The sequence below is a fragment of the Gordonia sp. UCD-TK1 genome (genome assembly GCF_001691435.1).
Classification (GTDB): Bacteria; Actinomycetota; Actinomycetes; order Mycobacteriales; family Mycobacteriaceae; genus Gordonia; species Gordonia hongkongensis.
The window spans coordinates 73,984-91,462 of record NZ_LZMP01000004.1; the positions used below are offsets into that span (position 1 = coordinate 73,984).

General features: G+C 67.3%; 14 protein-coding genes and 2 pseudogenes. 8 read left to right on the forward strand and 8 right to left on the reverse strand.

Annotation, left to right across the window (positions count from 1 at the left end):
• Window positions 1–41: 41 nt before the first annotated feature.
• Window positions 42–2,692 (reverse strand): annotated as a pseudogene (locus A9310_RS04025) (biotin carboxylase N-terminal domain-containing protein).
• 248 nt (window positions 2,693–2,940) lie between these two features.
• Between A9310_RS04025 and A9310_RS04030 the strand changes: the two are divergent.
• The 3 genes and pseudogenes from A9310_RS04030 to A9310_RS24995 all read left to right on the forward strand — a co-directional run.
• Window positions 2,941–4,695, forward strand: a complete 1,755-nt coding sequence (locus A9310_RS04030) for a PEP-utilizing enzyme (protein WP_065629474.1) — start codon at window positions 2,941–2,943, stop codon at window positions 4,693–4,695.
• Entirely contained in the window at window positions 4,695–5,693 is a 999-nt protein-coding gene (locus A9310_RS04035; RefSeq protein WP_223259033.1) for a TIGR03619 family F420-dependent LLM class oxidoreductase, read from the forward strand. The genes A9310_RS04030 and A9310_RS04035 overlap by 1 nt, the downstream gene beginning before the upstream one ends.
• Window positions 5,690–5,947: pseudogene (locus A9310_RS24995) on the forward strand (alcohol dehydrogenase catalytic domain-containing protein); the annotation flags it as partial. The gene A9310_RS04035 and the pseudogene A9310_RS24995, both read left to right, overlap by 4 nt.
• Here the strand turns inward: A9310_RS24995 and A9310_RS04040 are convergent.
• Together A9310_RS04040 and A9310_RS04045 are read right to left on the reverse strand one after the other, a co-directional pair.
• Window positions 5,946–6,140, reverse strand: coding sequence for a hypothetical protein (locus tag A9310_RS04040; RefSeq protein WP_065629475.1), 195 nt, complete (start codon window positions 6,138–6,140; stop codon window positions 5,946–5,948). The pseudogene A9310_RS24995 and the gene A9310_RS04040 sit on opposite strands and share 2 nt — an antisense overlap.
• A complete protein-coding gene (locus tag A9310_RS04045) occupies window positions 6,137–7,879 on the reverse strand; it encodes a PEP-utilizing enzyme (protein WP_065629476.1) in 1,743 nt (580 codons plus the stop codon). Before A9310_RS04045 ends, A9310_RS04040 begins: the two co-directional genes overlap by 4 nt.
• Window positions 7,880–8,038: 159 nt before the next feature.
• On the opposite strand from A9310_RS04045, the gene A9310_RS04050 reads away from it, so the two are divergent.
• Window positions 8,039–8,815, forward strand: a complete 777-nt coding sequence (locus A9310_RS04050) for an SDR family NAD(P)-dependent oxidoreductase (protein ID WP_065629477.1) — start codon at window positions 8,039–8,041, stop codon at window positions 8,813–8,815.
• A gap of 345 nt (window positions 8,816–9,160) precedes the next feature.
• Here the strand turns inward: A9310_RS04050 and A9310_RS04055 are convergent, their stop codons facing one another.
• The 5 genes from A9310_RS04055 to A9310_RS04075 form a co-directional block, all read right to left on the reverse strand.
• Entirely contained in the window at window positions 9,161–9,931 is a 771-nt protein-coding gene (locus A9310_RS04055) for a ThuA domain-containing protein (protein ID WP_065629478.1), read from the reverse strand.
• 16 nt (window positions 9,932–9,947) lie between these two features.
• On the reverse strand, window positions 9,948–11,345 hold the full coding sequence (lpdA, locus tag A9310_RS04060) for a dihydrolipoyl dehydrogenase (protein ID WP_065629479.1): 1,398 nt from the start codon (window positions 11,343–11,345) through the stop codon (window positions 9,948–9,950).
• Between the two features lies 1 nt (window position 11,346).
• On the reverse strand, window positions 11,347–12,108 hold the full coding sequence (locus A9310_RS04065) for an SDR family NAD(P)-dependent oxidoreductase (RefSeq protein WP_065629480.1): 762 nt from the start codon (window positions 12,106–12,108) through the stop codon (window positions 11,347–11,349).
• 63 nt (window positions 12,109–12,171) lie between these two features.
• A complete protein-coding gene (locus tag A9310_RS04070; protein WP_065629481.1) occupies window positions 12,172–12,879 on the reverse strand; it encodes a histidine phosphatase family protein in 708 nt (235 codons plus the stop codon).
• 104 nt (window positions 12,880–12,983) lie between these two features.
• Window positions 12,984–13,691: a TetR/AcrR family transcriptional regulator gene (locus A9310_RS04075; RefSeq protein ID WP_223259032.1), complete on the reverse strand. Its 708-nt coding sequence runs from the start codon at window positions 13,689–13,691 to the stop codon at window positions 12,984–12,986.
• A gap of 90 nt (window positions 13,692–13,781) precedes the next feature.
• On the opposite strand from A9310_RS04075, the gene A9310_RS04080 reads away from it, so the two are divergent.
• The 4 genes from A9310_RS04080 (at window position 13,782) to A9310_RS04095 (ending at window position 17,272) form a co-directional block, all read left to right on the forward strand.
• Entirely contained in the window at window positions 13,782–14,651 is an 870-nt protein-coding gene (locus A9310_RS04080) for a TetR/AcrR family transcriptional regulator (RefSeq protein ID WP_065629483.1), read from the forward strand.
• A 67-nt stretch (window positions 14,652–14,718) separates the two neighbouring features.
• Entirely contained in the window at window positions 14,719–15,465 is a 747-nt protein-coding gene (locus A9310_RS04085; protein ID WP_065629484.1) for a ThuA domain-containing protein, read from the forward strand.
• A gap of 110 nt (window positions 15,466–15,575) precedes the next feature.
• Entirely contained in the window at window positions 15,576–15,881 is a 306-nt protein-coding gene (locus A9310_RS04090) for a hypothetical protein (protein WP_058252858.1), read from the forward strand.
• Window positions 15,878–17,272: an SRPBCC family protein gene (locus A9310_RS04095; RefSeq protein ID WP_083207250.1), complete on the forward strand. Its 1,395-nt coding sequence runs from the start codon at window positions 15,878–15,880 to the stop codon at window positions 17,270–17,272. The genes A9310_RS04090 and A9310_RS04095 overlap by 4 nt, the downstream gene beginning before the upstream one ends.
• Window positions 17,273–17,479 lie beyond the last annotated feature (207 nt).

A 17,479-nucleotide genomic window follows, 5' to 3' on the forward strand; every position in this document is an offset into this window, starting at 1 on the left:
GACGTCGGGTCCGCGCCGGCACAGCGCGGACCCGACAAACGTCAGTCCGTCGCGATGGTCAGCAGGAGATCCCCGCCGTCGACCTCGGTCGATCCCGACACCGCGATACGCTGCACGATCCCGGTGACCGGCGCGGAGATCGAGGCCTCCATCTTCATCGCCTCGATCGTGCCGATCGGTTCACCCCGGCGTAGTTCGTCGCCCTCCTTCACCGACAGCGTCACCACACCGGCGAAGGGTGCGGCGAGTTGCCGCGGGAGGGCGGGGTCGGCCTTCTCCGCGGTGCGTGTCGTCGACTCGACCGAGCGGTCGCGCACCCGAACCGGCCGCAGTTGCCCGTTGAGGATGCAGAGCACGTTGCGCATCGCGGACTCGTCCGGGTCGGAGATCGCCTCGAGCCCGATGAGCAGTTCGACGCCCTTCTCCAGCTCCACGCGATGCTCTTCGTCCTGACGCAGGCCGTAGAAGAACTGGTTGGTGGACAGCCGAGACGTGTCACCGTAGGTCTCGCGGTGCTCGCGGTACTCGCGATTCGGTCCGGGGAACAGCAACCGGTTGAGCGCATCACGACGCTCCGCCGACGTACCGGCGAGCGCCGCGAGGTCGCTCTCGGTCAGGGCGGTCACCGGGCGGGGGTCGGTGCGGCCCTCGAGGGCGCGCGTGCGCAGCGGCTCCGGCCACCCGCCCGCGGGTTCGCCCAGATCGCCCCGCAGGAAGTCCACCACCGAGTCCGGGATGTCGTAGGCCGTCGGGTCGTCCGCGAACTCGACGGCGCTCGCACCGGCGCCGACGAGTGCCAGCGCGAGATCGCCGACGACCTTCGACGACGGTGTCACCTTGATCAGTCGCCCGAGCACGGTGTCGGCGCCCGCATAGGCCGCCTCGATGTCCTCGAACCGGTCCGCCAGCCCCAATGCCAGGGCCTGCTGCCGCAGGTTGGACAGCTGGCCGCCGGGGATCTCGTGGGCATAGACCCGGCCGGTGGGTGCCGGCAAGCCCGTGTCGAACGGCAAGTACGCCGCCCGGACCGCCTCCCAATATGGCTCGAGAGCGCAGCAGGCCGCGAGGTCGATCCCGGTGTCGCGGTCGGTGTTCGCCGTCGCGGCGACGATCGCCGACAACGGTGGCTGACTCGTCGTGCCGGCCAGCGGTGCGCTCGCCCCGTCCACCGCGTCCACCCCGGCCTCCCAGGCGGCGAGGTAGGTGGCCAGCTGCCCGCCGGCGGTGTCGTGGCTGTGCAGATGGACGGGCAGGTCGAACCGCCGTGCGGTCGGTTCACGGTGACGTCGGCGAGATACCGCAGGATCCGGGTACCGCGGTCGGCGGAGGCGTGCTGCTCGAGCAGGTCCGGTCGGGATTCGATGAACGAGGTGGTGACCCGCCACGCGCCGAAGTCGTCGTCGGCGAGAACCGCCTGCAGGAACGGGATGTTGGTGGCGACGCCCCGGACCCGGAACTCGGCGATCGCACGACGTGCGCGCGCCCGCGCGGTCTCCAGGTCCCGGCCGCGACAGGTCAGCTTCACGAGCATCGAGTCGAAGTGGGAGCCGATCTCGGACCCCAGTCCGACGCTCCCGTCCAGACGGACACCCGAGCCACCGGGCGTGCGGTAGGCGGTGATCCGCCCGGTGTCGGGCCGGAAGCCGTCGGTCACGTCCTCGGTCGTGATGCGGCATTGCACTGCCGCGCCGCGGATCTCGATCGAATCCTGGGTCAGTCCCAGCTCCCGCAGCGTCGCACCGGATGCGATCTGCATCTGGGTGGCGACGAGATCGACGTCGGTGATCTCCTCGGTGATCGTGTGTTCCACCTGAATGCGCGGGTTCATCTCGATGAACACGTGCCGACCGTCGGAACCGAGCAGGAACTCGACGGTCCCGGCGCAGGTGTACCCGATGTGCCTGGCGAAAGCCACTGCATCCGAACAGATCCGATCACGGACAGCCGGGTCGAGCGCGGGTGCGGGGGCCACCTCGACGACCTTCTGGTGGCGGCGCTGGAGCGAACAGTCGCGTTCGTAGAGATGGATGACCTCGCCGGTGGCGTCCCCGAGGATCTGCACCTCGATGTGCCGGGCGTCGACCACCGCCCGCTCCAGGAAGACCGTGCCGTCACCGAAGGCCGTCGTGGCCTCGCGCGAGGCCGCCTCGATCGCCCCGCGAAGCCGCGACGGCTCATCGACGCGACGCATGCCGCGCCCGCCACCACCGGCGACCGCCTTGACGAACAAGGGGAAACCGACCGCATCAGCCGCGGCCACGAGCTCGTCGACATCACTCGACGGGGTCGACGAGGTCAGCACCGGGAGACCGGCCTCGGCGGCGGCCGCCACGGCCCGGGACTTGTCGCCGGCGAGTTCGAGCACCTCGGCGGACGGGCCGATGAAGGTGATCTGTCGGGTCGCACACGCGCGGGCCAACTCGGCGTTCTCGGAGAGGAAGCCGTACCCGGGGTACACCGCATCGGCTCCGGACGTCGCCGCGACGCGGACCATCTCGTCGACCGAGAGGTATGCGCGGACCGGATGCCCGCGTTCGCCGATCTCGTAGGCTTCGAACGCCTTGGCCCGATGAACGGAGTTGCGGTCCTCGTGGGGGTACACGGCCACCGTGCTCGCGCCGAGCTCGACCGCGGCACGAAAAGCCCGTACCGCGATCTCGCCTCTGTTCGCGACCAGCACCTTCTCGAACATGGGTTTCCTTTCGTCACCGGATGCGCCGGAAGTAGCCACGCGAGAAGCGGGCGGCGCGGGAAGGATGTGACCCACATCTCTGGGTCTGGCGTCAGTTTACTCTACTCCGAGTAAAGTTACTTAGCGCCGCAACCGGCAAAGGCTTTACCTCCAAACTGCTGAGAAATATCTCTGTACATGTTTCCATCTGTCCCAGTTTCTATAGTGTGACTTGACATACAGCCTGTCACCTCGGTGAGGAGGAACACATGAGTGACGAGCAGTCCGCGGGGGCGGTCGACATCGATCGCTGGACCACCGACTGGGAGTTCAGCAGCCGATACCCGGTGTACACACGCGCCAACGCCGGCGAAGTGCTGCCCGACCCGTCGAGTCCGCTGAACGTCACGATGGTCTGGAACAAAGGCCTCAACATCGGCTGGCGCCAGGGCTACGTCGACAACCTCGGCACTCACCTTGCCGAGGAGATCGACGAGGTGATGCCCGAGATCATCGGCAACTTCGGCGGCTACCACTACACGAACTTCTCGATGACCGAGCTCAACGGCGCCCGGCTCCCGGGGCTGACCGTGCCGGTGTGGAACAGCCTGTGGGTGGGCGACCACCCCGACATCCCCGAGTACGTACCCAAGCCGGGCGACGAGAACGCCGAACTGACGGCCGGTCTCGCCGAGAAGACCGCCTGGGCTCTCACGACCGATGAGTTCCCCGAAGCCGAGGAGGCCAAGCGCCGCGCCGACCGGGCACGCGACCAGCGTCCCGATCTCGCCGCGATGAGCGATGCCGAACTCGTCGAGCACGCTCGCTCGCTGCTCCCCGACCTCATCTACTGCTACGCCTATCACCCGGTCACCACGACGCTGTCGACGATGGGTCCGGCCGTGGCCGGTCAACTCCTCGAAACCATCGGCGAGGCAGACAAACTCGGCGATCTGCTCAGCGGACTGGGCGGCGTGGACTCGGCCGCCCCGTCGTATGCGATGTGGAAGCTCGGGCGCCTCGTCGCCGGTTCGTCCGAACTGACCGGGATCTTCGACGACGGACTCGCCTCCGCCCTCGACGCGATCACCGCGAGTGACTCCGCCGACGCCGCGAGGTTCCGAGAGGAGTTCGACGACTTCCTCTACCGCTACGGCTCGCGCGCACCGAACGAATGGGACATCCGATCGGACAGCTGGGAGACCAAACCCGTGCTGGCACTGATGGCCATCAACGGGATGCGCAACAGCCCGCCGGAGGCCGATCCCGAAGCGATCCTGCGCCGCAATCAGGACAAGCGTCTCGCCCTCACCGAGGACCTCGCCGCGAAGATGCCCGACGTGGAGTCGGCCACCGCGTTCCGCAACGCGGCGAAGTCGATCACCAAGTTCATGCCGTGGCGGGAGCGCACGAAGACCGCGTGCGTGAAGATCATGGGCGAGATGCGGGCCGCCCTCTACGAACTCGGACACCGGATGGTCGGACGCGGGATCATGGACGACCATCACGACATCACGATGCTCGTCGACGACGAGCTCGATCGCTTTGTCGCCGAACCCGAGTCGTTCGCGGACACCATCAAGGAGCGACGCGAGCAGTATCTCGCCCTGTTCGATCTGCAACCGCCGTTCTTCCTGTTCGAACCGCTCCCCCTCTCGCAGTGGCCCCGGCGCACCGGGCAGCGGGTGGACCCCGCGGTGCCCGGTGACGTCCTCTCCGGAGTCGGCGGCGCCCCGGGCGTCGCCCGGGGACGTGCGCGAATCCTGCACGACCCGTACGAGGCCGAGCAGCTGGAGGAAGGCGACATCCTCGTCGCACCGCAGACCGATCCCGCCTGGACGCCGTTGTTCGTCTTCGCGGGCGGTGTCGTCGTGAATGTCGGCGCGACGATCACCCACTCGTCCATCGTGTGTCGTGAGCTCGGAATCCCATGCGCCGTATCGGTTCAGGACGCGACGGCCCGCATCCCGGACGGCGCGATGATCGAGGTCGACGGCAACACCGGGTCGGTGACGATCCTCTGATGGCGATGACTGACGGCGCCCGCGGCACGACGATCGGGCTCGCCCTCCCCCAGCTCGGCGAGCACGTCGATGCCGCGGCCGTCCGCGACTTCGCGGTGGCCGCCGAGGAACTCGGATTCACCGGACTGTGGGCGCAGGAACACCTCTTCTACTCCGAGCAGAACGCGTCGGTCTACGGTGGCCGGCACACCACGGCGGTGCACCCCGCCTACCGTTCGGTGCTCGGGGCCACCGAGCTCATGGCATTCGTCGCGTCGTGCACCCGGCGGGCGCTGATCGGGAGCAGCATCCTGGTTGCCGGGTACCACCGTCCGGTCGAGCTCGCACAGCGTCTGGCCACTCTCGACGTGCTCTCCGGCGGACGTCTCGTCGCCGGGCTGGGCGTCGGCTGGTCCGACGAAGAACATCGACTCATGGACGTCGACCCCCGGACGCGCGGGCGCCGGATGGACGAACTCGTCCGCGCCGTCCAGGCGTGCTGGGGACCGGATCCCGTCGAGTTCGACGGGGAGTTCTTCACCATCCCGACCTCCACCGTGCGGCCGAAGCCGGTCCAGACACCACATCCGCCGCTGCTGTCCGGGCTGCGGTCGGAACGCGGTCTCGCCCGCACCGCGGCACTGTTCGACATCTGGAATCCCAGCAGCGGCACAGCCGAGGCCCTGCAAGCCCAGCTCGACGGGATGGCCGCGCAGCGTCCCGCCGGACGGGCCCCGGTCCGGCTGTTCCTGCGGTCCTACCTCCAGCGCCCCACCGACCCGGTGGGATCCGGCGGACAGGGCATCGACGGTGTGGCCGCCGATATCGCCACCGCGAAGGCGGTCGGTGCGGAACACTTCATCATCGAATGCAATTTCTCCGACGACATCCGGTCGCCGGAGGACTGGGCCACCATGCCCGAGCGGCTGGCGCCGCTGATCCAACTCGTGCGCGACGACAGCTCCGCGGTGCCCGACTCGTCGGGCGCCGCCCGGCCCCAGAAGGAGAACGCATCATGAAAGCTGCTGTCTGGGAGGGCAGTACACCGACACTCACCGTCGAGGAGATCCCGCGCCCGACGCCCCGTCGTGGCGAGATCCTGCTCAAGGTCACCGCGTGCGGGGTCTGTCACACCGACCTGCACGTACTGAAGTCCGAGGTGAACTTCCCCGCTCCCGCGGTCCTCGGCCACGAGGTCTCCGGCGTGGTCGAGGAACTCGGCGACGGCGTCGACACCCTCGCGGTGGGCGATCGGGTCGTGTGCAGCTTCATCACTCCGAGGTACCGAGGCGCCCCCGCATGGACGGATCGACGCTCATGTAGCGGTTCTCGACGAGGATCTGATCGCCCCGCAGGGGACCGACCTCGGTCTCGCGGACCTCGAAGTTCTCCGGTCTCGGCACACCGTCGTCGGGTCGCTTTCGGAGAAATACCGTTCGTGTGGTGGTTGCCACGCCGCTGGTCATGAGTTATCCGCCGCGGCCGGCAGTTCGAGGATGGTGACGGTGCCCTTCGACCCGTCGACCTCGACCAGCGTGCCGTCGGGAATACGGCGGGTCGCGGCGGGAACGCCGGCAGCACAGGGAATACCGAGCTCGCGGCTGACGATCATCGCATGTGACCCCATGGCGCCGACGTCGGTGATGGCGGCGGAGGACACCATGAACAGCGGCGTCCAGGACGGATCGGTCTGGGGCGCCACCAGCACTTCGTCCACCTCGAAACTGTCCAGATCTTCCATCGAGGTGATGGTGCGGGTGCGTCCCCGAACCACACCGGGCGATGCCCCGGACCCCTGCAGGACCTCGCCGGAGGTCACCCCGTCCACCTCGACCTGGTCCTTGCGACGCAGACTCGACAGCGGCGGCAGCGGCTCTCGGGTGTCGAGGAAGGTCGGCAGGTCCAGCCCGAACAGGCCCTTCCACGCGCGATGCCGTTCGGCGAGGGTGTCGGTGAGGGCGGACGGTTCACTGGCCAGGAGACCCAGCTCTTCGTCGACCGCCATGAAGACGTGGTCGGCGGAAGCCAGGTGTCCCTGTTCGTGGAGCCGTCGACCGAGCTCGGCCAAGGGCACCCGCGCCTCGTGCAAGACCTTGATGCAGTTGGTCTTCGCCCGTTCACGCCAGGCCGCGAACCGACGTGCCGAGGCGAGCGCGGCGTCGAGCGTCGCCCGGGCCTCCGCGTCGTCGCCGACGATCGCGCGTGCCCGCTCGAGCGCGGCATCGGTGTCTCCCGCATGCTCGGCGAGGCGGGCGGTCGGTGAGGCGGAGTCGTCCTGCAGGCGCAGACGGTCGATGAGCCCGAGCACCAGTTCCGGCTTGGTCTCCCACGATGTCGAACCGAGGTCCCATTCGTTCGGCCCCCGGTAGCCGAACTCGGCGAGGAAGTCGGCGAACGAGGCGTCGAACTTCGGGTCCACCCCGGCCACCCGAGCCGCGAGGCCCTCGATTCCCTGATCGAACGCCGCGGTCAGGCGCTCGTCGGCGCGAACCATCCGCCCCAACTCCCAGAGCGCGAACGACGGCAGTGCCGAATCGACGTCACCCGCCGAACCCACGAGGGTGACGACGAGGTCTTGATTGTCGGGCCCGAGAAGCTGACCGAGCACCGACGGGCCGACGGCCGCACCGTTGGTCGCCGCCACTTCACCACGCCATGCGGCGCGCTCGAGCGGCATGACCGACCGGGCGCGTGCGACGAGTGCAACCGGGGTCAGACTCGACAGATCGGGGCGTTCCGTGCGCAACTTGTCGGCCAGTTCACGGTCCTCGTCGAGTTCGGGGAAGGTCTCGGTCGACATGATCCAGGCATTCCGAGCGGCCAACCGGGCGCTGGCATCGGCATTCTCGTCATCGGGATGCCCGACGTACTCCGGGATGTTCGGATCGCCACCGTAGAACAGCTGGTCGACGAGCTCAACCGACAGGCCACCACGTATACCCACGAGCCGCGACATCGACAGATTGATGTACAGGTGTCCGTAGAAGATCCCCGACGATGCCGCCACGTCCGGCTTCTCCACCAGCGAGTAGCTGCCGTGGAAGGCGTAGCCGGCGTTCCACCCGGGCAGGATGTTCTGAATCCACCCGAGGTCGGCGCCCAGTGGTGTGATCGGATCGGACAGCACATCGCTGGCGTTGAGCCGCGTGTAGATGGGTAGGCGGGCACTCGGTTCGGTGTCGACCAACCAGCGCTGTTCGGACATGTCGTTCTCGTCTCTCCTGGGACCGCTCGGGATAGGCGGCCATAGTTTCTTCACAGGGTATACACGTGGGCTGTGATGTGTGACGCTCTACCTGCAAGACTGTAGGCGTTGGCAAGTAACTCGTCTCGGTCTCTCGTTCAGGAATCAAGGAGACGTTCGATGAAGTTGCAGGACAGAGTAGTTGCCGTCACCGGCGGGACCCAGGGAATCGGCCGCGGGATCGCCGAGGCCGCCCTCGCGGAGGGCGCGAAGGTCGCCCTCAACGGCCGATCCAAGGAGAAGGGCGATAAAGCTCTGGCCGATCTCGGCGTCGGCGACCAGGCCGCGTTCTTCCAGGGCGACGTGACCGTGCAGGCCGATGTCGAGGACTTCATCGAGCAGACGGTGGCGACTTTCGGCCGCATCGACGTCCTGGTGAACAACGCCGGCGGTGCGAACGATCTGCAGCCCACCGCGCAGCTGTCCGACGAGGAGTGGAACCTCGTGATGAACTGGAACCTGAACTCGAACTTCTGGGCGACTCGGCGCGCCCTCCAGCACATGATCCCCAACTCCTACGGACGGATCATCAACATCTCCTCGGTCGAGGGCAAGCAGGGCAAGCCGGTGTTCACCGCTTACGTCGCCGCCAAACACGCGATCAACGGGATGACGAAATCCATTGCGCGCGAGGTGGGTACACAGGGAATCACGGTCAACGCGATCTGCCCGGGGCTCGTGATCACCGACATCATCAAGAACAACGGCCCGCAGACCGCCGCGGCGATGGGCATGAGTTTCGAGGAGATGGTCGACCTGTTCTCACAGGAATCGTCCATCAAGCGCCCCAACACCGTCGAAGAGGTCGCCGCAATGGCGATGCTGCTCGCCTCCGATGCGGGCGCCGGCATCACCGGTGCCATCCTCAGCGTCGACGGTGGTACCGCGTCGTACTGATCGAGATCGTTGCTCCCTTATCCGAAAGAGCCATACACCCCTTGGTCCCTGAGGTGCGAGGAGCGCTAGCGACGAGCCACGAAGGGCCTGGTGAGGCCCTTGCGAGGCCCTTCGTGGCTCGCTTCGCTCGCACCTCAGGGAGCATGGAGTTTTGGCGCTCACGAGCGTCTTTCGTGGTCCACGACGGCCGCCAGGCCGCAGATGCTGAGGAGTGAGCTTGCGACCGTCACGAGGGGTCTCACCACCTCGGTCGCCGGACCCTTCGTGACGCGCCCTCCGCAAGCTCCGGGCGCTCCTCAGGGAGCAGAGGGGTGCCGCGCCTCAGGAGGTGTAAGTGTTTGGCCCTCAGAACGTCCCGCGTACCACCCACGCCACGCAGCGGCCGAGGATGGTCCGGTACTCCGGCACCTCCCAGCTCCCCCGGTCGACCCGTCCGAGATCGTCGATACCCAGGTCTTGGACATCGAACCGGCCGCGGCAGTGCCCGAGCGTGAAGTAGCAGACGGTTCCGGCGTCATGTCTCTTGAGATAGAGCACCGGCAGCGGATCGTCGGAGGTGGTGTGTCCCTCCGCGAAACCCGTTGACTCGCCGACAAACCGGGTGTGCGCGAGAACCTCGATCGGCTCGAACAGTTCGCTCACGTAGAGCTCGTCGACGGCATCGAAGGCCTCGACACCGACGACGAGCGGATGGTCGGGGTCGCTGATCTCGACCCGGTACGGCGCGATCGGTGGATGCCCGAGGAATTGACTGCCGACGAGCTGGGGCAACACACCCATGGTGCGTGGCGTGACGTACTTGCTCGGCGACCCGGGCGGCGTCGGCTCGATAGCGGAGTTGGTGGCGTGCAACGCCAGCCATCGACCGCCGCGCGCGAGGAACTCGGTGAGCGACCGCTGCGCGGCCTCGTCCGGAATCCGGTTGCACGTGTAGGTGATCAGCAGATCCGCGTCGTCGATGGCCGGGATCGCAACCGCGTAGTCGTCGAAGACTCGCGTTCGCACCACTTCGTGATCGGCCAGCAGCGTGAGGATCTGCAGTCTCGCGTAGTCGAAGTCGTGCCATTGCCCACCGCAGATGACGACCGCGTCGAGGCGGCCGGCGGGTCCGGACATGTCGCTCCTCGAGATCTCAGGCGTGTGCGTGCAGGGGTTTGCCCGCCAGCGCGAGGTGGGCTTCGCCGAGCGCCTCGGCCTGGGTCGGATGCGCGTGCACCAGGTTCGCGACGTCGTCGGCGGTCGCCTCCCAGTTGTAGATCAGCTGTGCCTCACCGATGAGCTCACCGACCCGATCACCGACGAGATGGATTCCCACGACGGGTCCGTCGGACCCGGCACGGACAAGCTTCACCCCACCCGGCGTCTGGAGGATGCGGCTCTTGCCGTTGCCACCCAGGTCGTAGATGGCGGTGGTGACGTCACCGTGCCGTTCGACGGCCTCGGCCTCGGTCAGCCCGATCGACGCAACCTCGGGGTGGGAGTAGGTGACGCGGGGAATCCCGCTGTCGGCGACCGGCACACAATCGAGGCCGGCCAGTTGCTCCGCCACGAAGATCCCGTTCGCGAACCCGCGATGGGCGAGCTGCGGTCCCGGCACGATGTCGCCGACCGCGTAAACGCCCGGCACAGTGGTCTGCAGCGCATCGTCGACCTCGACGAACCCGCGGTCGAGTCGGATGCCCGCCTCCTCGAGCCCGAGACCGGACGTCCGCGGACCACGCCCTACCGCCACCAGCAGGATGTCGGCGTTCAGCGACTCGGAGTCGCCGAGGTCGACGGTGACCCCGGCATCGGTCACGCGCGCGGCGGACAGCATGGCCGCGGTCCGAACCGTGATGCCGCGCTTGCGGAACGCTCGGGTCAACTGCTTCGACGACCACTCGTCCTCGGTCGGGACCAGTCGTGGTGCCGCCTCCACGACCGTGACCTCGACGCCGAGGGACGCCCAGAGACTGGCGAACTCGCAACCGATCACGCCGCCGCCCAGGACGATCGCCGACCTCGGGATCGAATCCAGCTCCAGCGCACGGTCGCTGGTCATGATCGGACCGCCGATGTCGATGCCCGGCAGGATCCGCGACTGCGATCCGGTGGCAAGGACAAGGGCCTCACCCCGGTGTCGCGAGGTCCCCCCGTCCGCGAGATCGACTGCGACCGTTCGGTCCCCGACGACGCGGCCGTGACCCCGCACCACGCGGATCGCCCGCGAGGCGATCAGTCCCTCGAGGCCGCGGTATAGACCGTCGACGACCTTCTGCTTGTACGCATGCACCGCGGTGATGTCGACACCGTCGAGCGAGGCCTTGATTCCGAAATCGGCTGCAGAGCGCACGGAGTCGACGATCTCCGCGGCATGCAGCAGCGCCTTGGTGGGGATACAACCGTTGTGCAGGCAGGTACCGCCGAGCTTGCCGGACTCCACCAGGACGACCGACATGCCGAGCTGCGCGGCGCGCAGGGCACACGAGTACCCGCCCGAACCGCCGCCGAGGACGACGACGTCGGCGGTCTCGGTGGAGTCCGCGCTCATCTCAGAAGTCGAATCGGTTGGTGAAGCCGCCGTCGACGACCAGGTTGGTGCCCGTGATGTGACCGGCGGCGGGCGACGCCAGGAACGTCACCGCGTTGGCGACATCCTGGGCGGCGGCCAGCTTGCCCAGCGCGGCGGACGACAGCGCCGCGTCATAGAGTTGCGGGCGCTGCTCCTTGATGGTGTCCCAGGGTCCGCCTTCGAAGTAGACCGGACCGGGCGACACCGCGTTGACGCGAATCCCCTTGGCTCCCAGGACACGTGCCTGCGCCGAGGAGTGCTGCAACACGGCGGCTTTGAGCGCGCCATAGCTGTTGGCGGTGGTGATCGGGCCGGCCTCGATGGCCGATGTCGTACTGATCGTGACGACCGACGCGGCCGAGCTCTTCTCCAGGTGCGGTGTGGCTGCCTCGATGAAGCCGACCAGGCTCATCAGATCGACGTTGAAGCTGTTCTCCCAGGCCTCGCGCCCCTTGCCGGTCATGGCCGATGCGTTCACGATGACGATGTCGATCCCGCCGAGCGACTCGGCCGCGTCGTCGACGAAGGACGTCACAGCCGCGTAGTCGCCGACATCGACGGACTTCCAGAACACCGTGCCGGACTCGGACAGCTCGTCGGCGACGGTCTTGAGTTGGGCTTCGCCGCGGGCGCAGATGCCCACCGATGCACCCTCGGCGAGGAGGGTCTTGGCGATGGCGAGGCCGATCCCCTTGCTCGCGCCGCTGATGAGGGCGCGCTTTCCGGTGAGGTCGAGATCCATGTCTGGTCCTTCTTCTTTCGGTCGTGCTGGCGGTTCGGGGCTGGTTGTTCTGGCGGGGTCGGACTAGAGGTTCATCGCGCCGACGGAGGTCTGGAAGTCGAGCACGTGTGTGAAGTCGTTGACGGACTGCACCGCACGGCGGGTGTCCGCGCCGCGCAACACGTTGACCGACGTGTGGTGAACGCGGACCGGCATGTCGAAACCGCTTCCGAGCGCGTCGGCGAGCACGGCATTGATCACCCCGCTGTGGCAGGTGACCACCACGCGCTCGCCGAGGTGCGCGTCGACGATCCGGCCGATCTCGCCGAGCACTCGCGCACGGAAGGCCACCGGGTCCTCCGCGTACGGGAACGGTTCGTAGCTGCGGGTCCTGATGTGTTCGCGGAAGATCCGGGATATCTCGTCGTGCGGAAGGGTCTCGAACGGCGATTCGTCGGCAGGGAAGGACTGCCACGGCTCGTACTCGGTCAGGGTGTCGCGGACGATCGGTTCCAGACCGTGATGGGCGGCGATGGCCCGGCCGGTGTCGAGGGCCCGGCGCAGCGGCGAACTGTAGACGGCATCAACGGTGTGGGTGGCGAGCCGGTCGGCCACGGCGCGCACCTGTCGCTGCCCGAGGTCGGACAGAGGCGGATCGACGGTCTCGGCTGCGCTGAGCTCCTTGCTCAGCGCCTGCTCGCCGTGGCGGATGAGCACGAGTTCGCACAGTCCGGCCAGCGGCGCGAACGGGTTGTCGAGATCGATCGAGCGCGCACGAGTCTGGTTGGGCACGGCTCCAGTGAACCACAAACTAGGTTCTCTATAAAGATACTATCGCGAACCGCCTGCTCAGGTGAACGATCACACGTCGAAGCTATAGGTTCGAGGGTGTCACATCACACGCTGGCGATGTCGGCGGCGAGCTCACGCACCTCGTCGGAGAAGCGCCGGCGCCCCAGGTTCGCGAGGACGACGTCCTCGGTGAGCCACGACGACGCGGACACCTCGAGGAGGCTGGACAGTGCCGTCGCCGCAGCGGCCTGCTTGGCCTTGGACGTGATGCGGTCCCGCACCCGCAACTCGGCGGAGAAGATCGCGAGCATCTCGAGACGCACTTCCCGGCGCAGCGCCTCGATCGACAGACTCCATCCGGGCGACCGCACGAAGTAGACCAGCGACGCCGCCCGGTGGGCGTCGGTCCATTCGAGGACCGAGATGATCACGTCTCCGAGCGAGGCGTCGGGATCGGCGTCGATCTCCGTGCGCAGTTGGGTGAGCATCTGCTCGGCGAAGATCCGCAGTCCGCCGAGGAGTACCTCCTCCTTGGAGGGATAGTGGTAATACACTGCCGCCGAGGTCATCTGCGCCTCAGCGGCGATGTCGGCGACGGTGACGTCCTCGATCGACCGCATCGAGTACAGGTGCATCGCCGCCTCGACGACGACGTCGCGTCGAGACGGCCGGTGCGCGGCCCGCTTCGCGCCGCTGCCGCCACTCGGAGCGCTCGCCGACGCGCGCCCGGCGTTGCGTCGGCCGGAAGTGCTTCGTCCTGAGGGATTCTTGCCCGCCATGCGATAGATCATGACAGCATCGGGGGCTGCCACGGGCTGTGCCATCCTGATGGCACGCCGTGAACGGAACCGGGAGGTCTGCGCCACGGCGGATCGGGACGGGGAGCACGGCGAGGAGGACGTATGGCGAGATCGAGGCGAGACAACGCCCGGCCGGCCGACGGCATGTCGGAGTCGGACGCCGACTGGCTCGGCTGGGATTCGACCCCGGCTGCCGACGACATCGCACTGGCGGCCGCGGATCCGGGGGCGGGCACCGGCCCACAGGAGGACGTCGATCCCGACGCCGCACCCGACATCTCGCCGGTGGAACACGAGGCCGGCGCCGAGGGCGCACCGCCGGACTCACCGGTCCAGAACGGAACGGGCGCCGGCAACGGCACGACCGCGCACCGTCCGTCGCGGCGGCATCTCATCGTGAAGGCCGCGGTTCGGGTGTTCTCGCGAAAGGGGTTCGCGGAGGCCTCCATCCAGGAGATCGCCACCGAGGCGGGAATGGTCCCGACCGCGGTCTACTATCACTTCGCCAGCAAAGAGGAGCTCTTCGAGAGCGCACTCGGCTATGCGATGGACGCGAGTTCGGCCGCGGCGCAGTCGGCTCGACCGGACGATGTGTCCGCGAGCGCGGACTCGTTCAAGGACGTCGTCGCCGCGGTCTGGGACTGGACCGCCGAGCACCCCAATTCCGCCCGCATGCTGTTCCTGCAGATGGCCGGCGGCGCGACCCCCGGGACCCGGCTGCTGACGAAGGAGTACGAGGAACGGCACATCCGACGTGCGTTCGACTACTTCCCGGCCGGTGAGGACCCGCCCAACCGGCGTGCGGCCACCGCACAGCACGCGGCGCGCACCCTCCGGGTCCGGACGATGATCGCGATGACCATCGCCATCCAACCCCTGCGTATCGAGGGTGGGCCGCTGTCGGACATCCCGGTCCCCAGTCTGCGCACCGCGACGACCGACGTCTGCACCAAGATGATCGAAGGCCGCTGACCCGAGCCGAGCCCGTCGAGTAACTTTATTTCCGAAACAGTTACTCCGATGAAGGTTGGACTCGAACATGCGCATCCTCGCGATCACCGGCGGCCACTCCTTCGACCGAGCCGCCTTCGCCGATCTCCTCGACGCCCTTCCCGGTGAGGTCACCTGGCGCGAACATCCCGACGCCGCGATCGGGCCCGACGACCTCGCCGACCACGACGTGTCCCTTCACTACGACATGCCGGGCACCCTGCCCGAACCGTACGACCCGCCGGAGTCGTTGCTGGACTGTCTGCGCGCGGCCCGCGAGACGGGGCACGGATACGTCGTCCTGCATTATGCGATCGCGAGCTGGGCCACTTGGGACGAGTGGTCGGAGTTCGTCGGCGGCCGCTACCTGTACCAGCCCGGAACCGTGCGCGGGGCACCGCGCCCCGACTCCGGCTATCGGCATGCGGTGGAGCAGCGGATCACCATCGAGGACAGCACCCACCCGGTGACCGCGGACCTGCCGGCACATCTCGACCTCGTCGACGAGACCTATCTCTGCGAGGTGTTCGAGGACTCCGTGACGCCGTTGCTGCGGACGAACGCACCGATGACCGACGACGTGCACTTCTCCACCGCACTGGCCATGTCCGGGCGGCGGGATGAACGGGAGGGGTGGCAGCACGCCGAAGGATCGTCGCTGGTCGGCTGGTGTCGCACCAACGGTGCATCCCGCCTGGTCTACCTCCAGCCCGGCGACACCGCGGCCACCCTCGCCCACCCGGACTATCGGTCCCTGATCGCCAACTCACTGCGGTGGGCAGCCCGTTCCATCTGAACTTTTTTTACAGCGAATACAGTTCGATGTGTTGCCGCTCACTCTCGGTGCTACAGTTAGTGAATACGCTGCCAAGTAAGAGGCGCGCCAGCCCCACCGAGGAGAACCCGATGCGTCAGATCCAGCATCCGATGAGTCGAGCCATCTACGAATTCGACGAGGACTTCAACGTCCTCGTGACCACCAAGGACGGCAAGACCGGCACCTTCGACCCCGAAGGCCGGTATCTGCACGGCGAAGTGAAATCCGTTGACCCGGAGATGGCCCGCTGGGTCGGTCTCGGTCCGCGCGAGCCCGTCCCCATCACCCAGAACCGTCGCTTCATGGGCGCTGCCAAGCTCCTGGAGAAGATGCAGGCGGACCGACTCGCCGACGAAGCCCGCAGCAATCGCCTGGCCGAAGGAGGCAAATTGTGACCGAGATCGACACACGCACCCCCGGATCGTCGGCATCCGACGACGAGCAGGCCGACTACGTCGCCAGCTACCAGCGACTGCTCGACACCGACACCCACCCGGTCCCGCAGGTCCTGCGGGAGGAGACCCACGACCTCTACGAGGATCAGAACTTCATCCCGGTCTCGCGGTACATCAGCCGCAAGTATCACGAGCTCGAGCGAGATCGTATGTGGTACAAGGTCTGGCAGATGGCGTGTCGTGAAGAGGAGATCCCCGAGCCCGGCGACACGCACATCTACGAGATCTGCGACAAGTCGATCCTCGTCGTGCGCGGCAAGGACATGTCCATCCGCGCGTTCTACAACTCGTGCCTGCACCGCGGCCGGATGCTCCGCGAGGAGAGCGGTCCCGCGGGCAACGACCTGCGTTGTCCGTTCCACGGCTTCTGCTGGAACCTGGACGGATCGCTGAAATCCATGACGTGCGAATGGGATTTCCCCCACGTCGACAAGGATGCGATGAACCTTCCGCAGGTCAAGGTGGACACCTGGGGCGGCTTCGTCTTCATCAACATGGACCCGCAGTCGGAGTCGCTTGCCAGCTTCCTCGGCGACCTGGGCAAGCACTTCGAGGCCTGGCCGCTGGAGGATCGCTACATCCAGGCGCACGTCGCGAAGGTCATCGACGCGAACTGGAAGATCGCCCAGGAGGCGTTCTCGGAGGCCTTCCACGTCATCACCACCCACCCGCAACGTGTTGTGGGAACCGGGGATTCGAACAGCCAGTACGACTCGTGGGGCAACTTCAACCGCGGGATCACCGCCAACGGCGTGCCCAGCCCGCACATCAAGTTCACCCCGAGCGAGCAGGAGATGTTCGACTCGATGGTGGATGCGCGCATCGACGAGGACCCGATGGTCACCCTGCCCGACGGTGTCACCGCGCGCGAGATGTCCGGCCTGCTCGCCCGCGAGGGGCTCCGCGACGTCATCGGTGATGTCAAGGCGGACAACATGTCCGACGCCGAGTCACTCGACAGCATCTACTACACGGTGTTCCCGAACTTCCATCCGTGGGGTGCTTACCAGCGCATCGTCTACCGGTTCCGGCCCAACGGCGACGACCACAACACGTCGATCATGGACGTCTACCTGCTGGCGCCGTTCACCGGGCCGCGTCCGCCGGCCGCCAAGGTGCAGTGGCTGACGCCCGAACAGACCTGGATCGACGCCACGGTCCTCGGCAGCTCGGCCCGCGTGTTCGACCAGGACGCGTACAACATGCCGAAGGTGCACCGCGGCCTGAAGACCACCACCCAGAAGTACCTGCCGATGGCGGCGTACCAGGAACTCAAGATCCGCCACATGCACCACCTGCTCGCGAAGTGGGTGGGCGAGGAAGTCGACTGATCCCCCCGTCGTCGATGATCTCGACTCGGCGCTGCGACTTCGGATGAAGCCGCAGCGCCGACTTCGTTCTGTACCCGTCGACTGTGCACCCCCGCTGGTTGAGCTGCCCCCACTGGTCGAGCTGCCCCCCGTTGGTTGAGCCGCCCCTCGCTGGTTGAGCTCCCCCCCGCTGGTTGAGCTGCCCCCCGCTGGTTGAGCTTGTCGAAA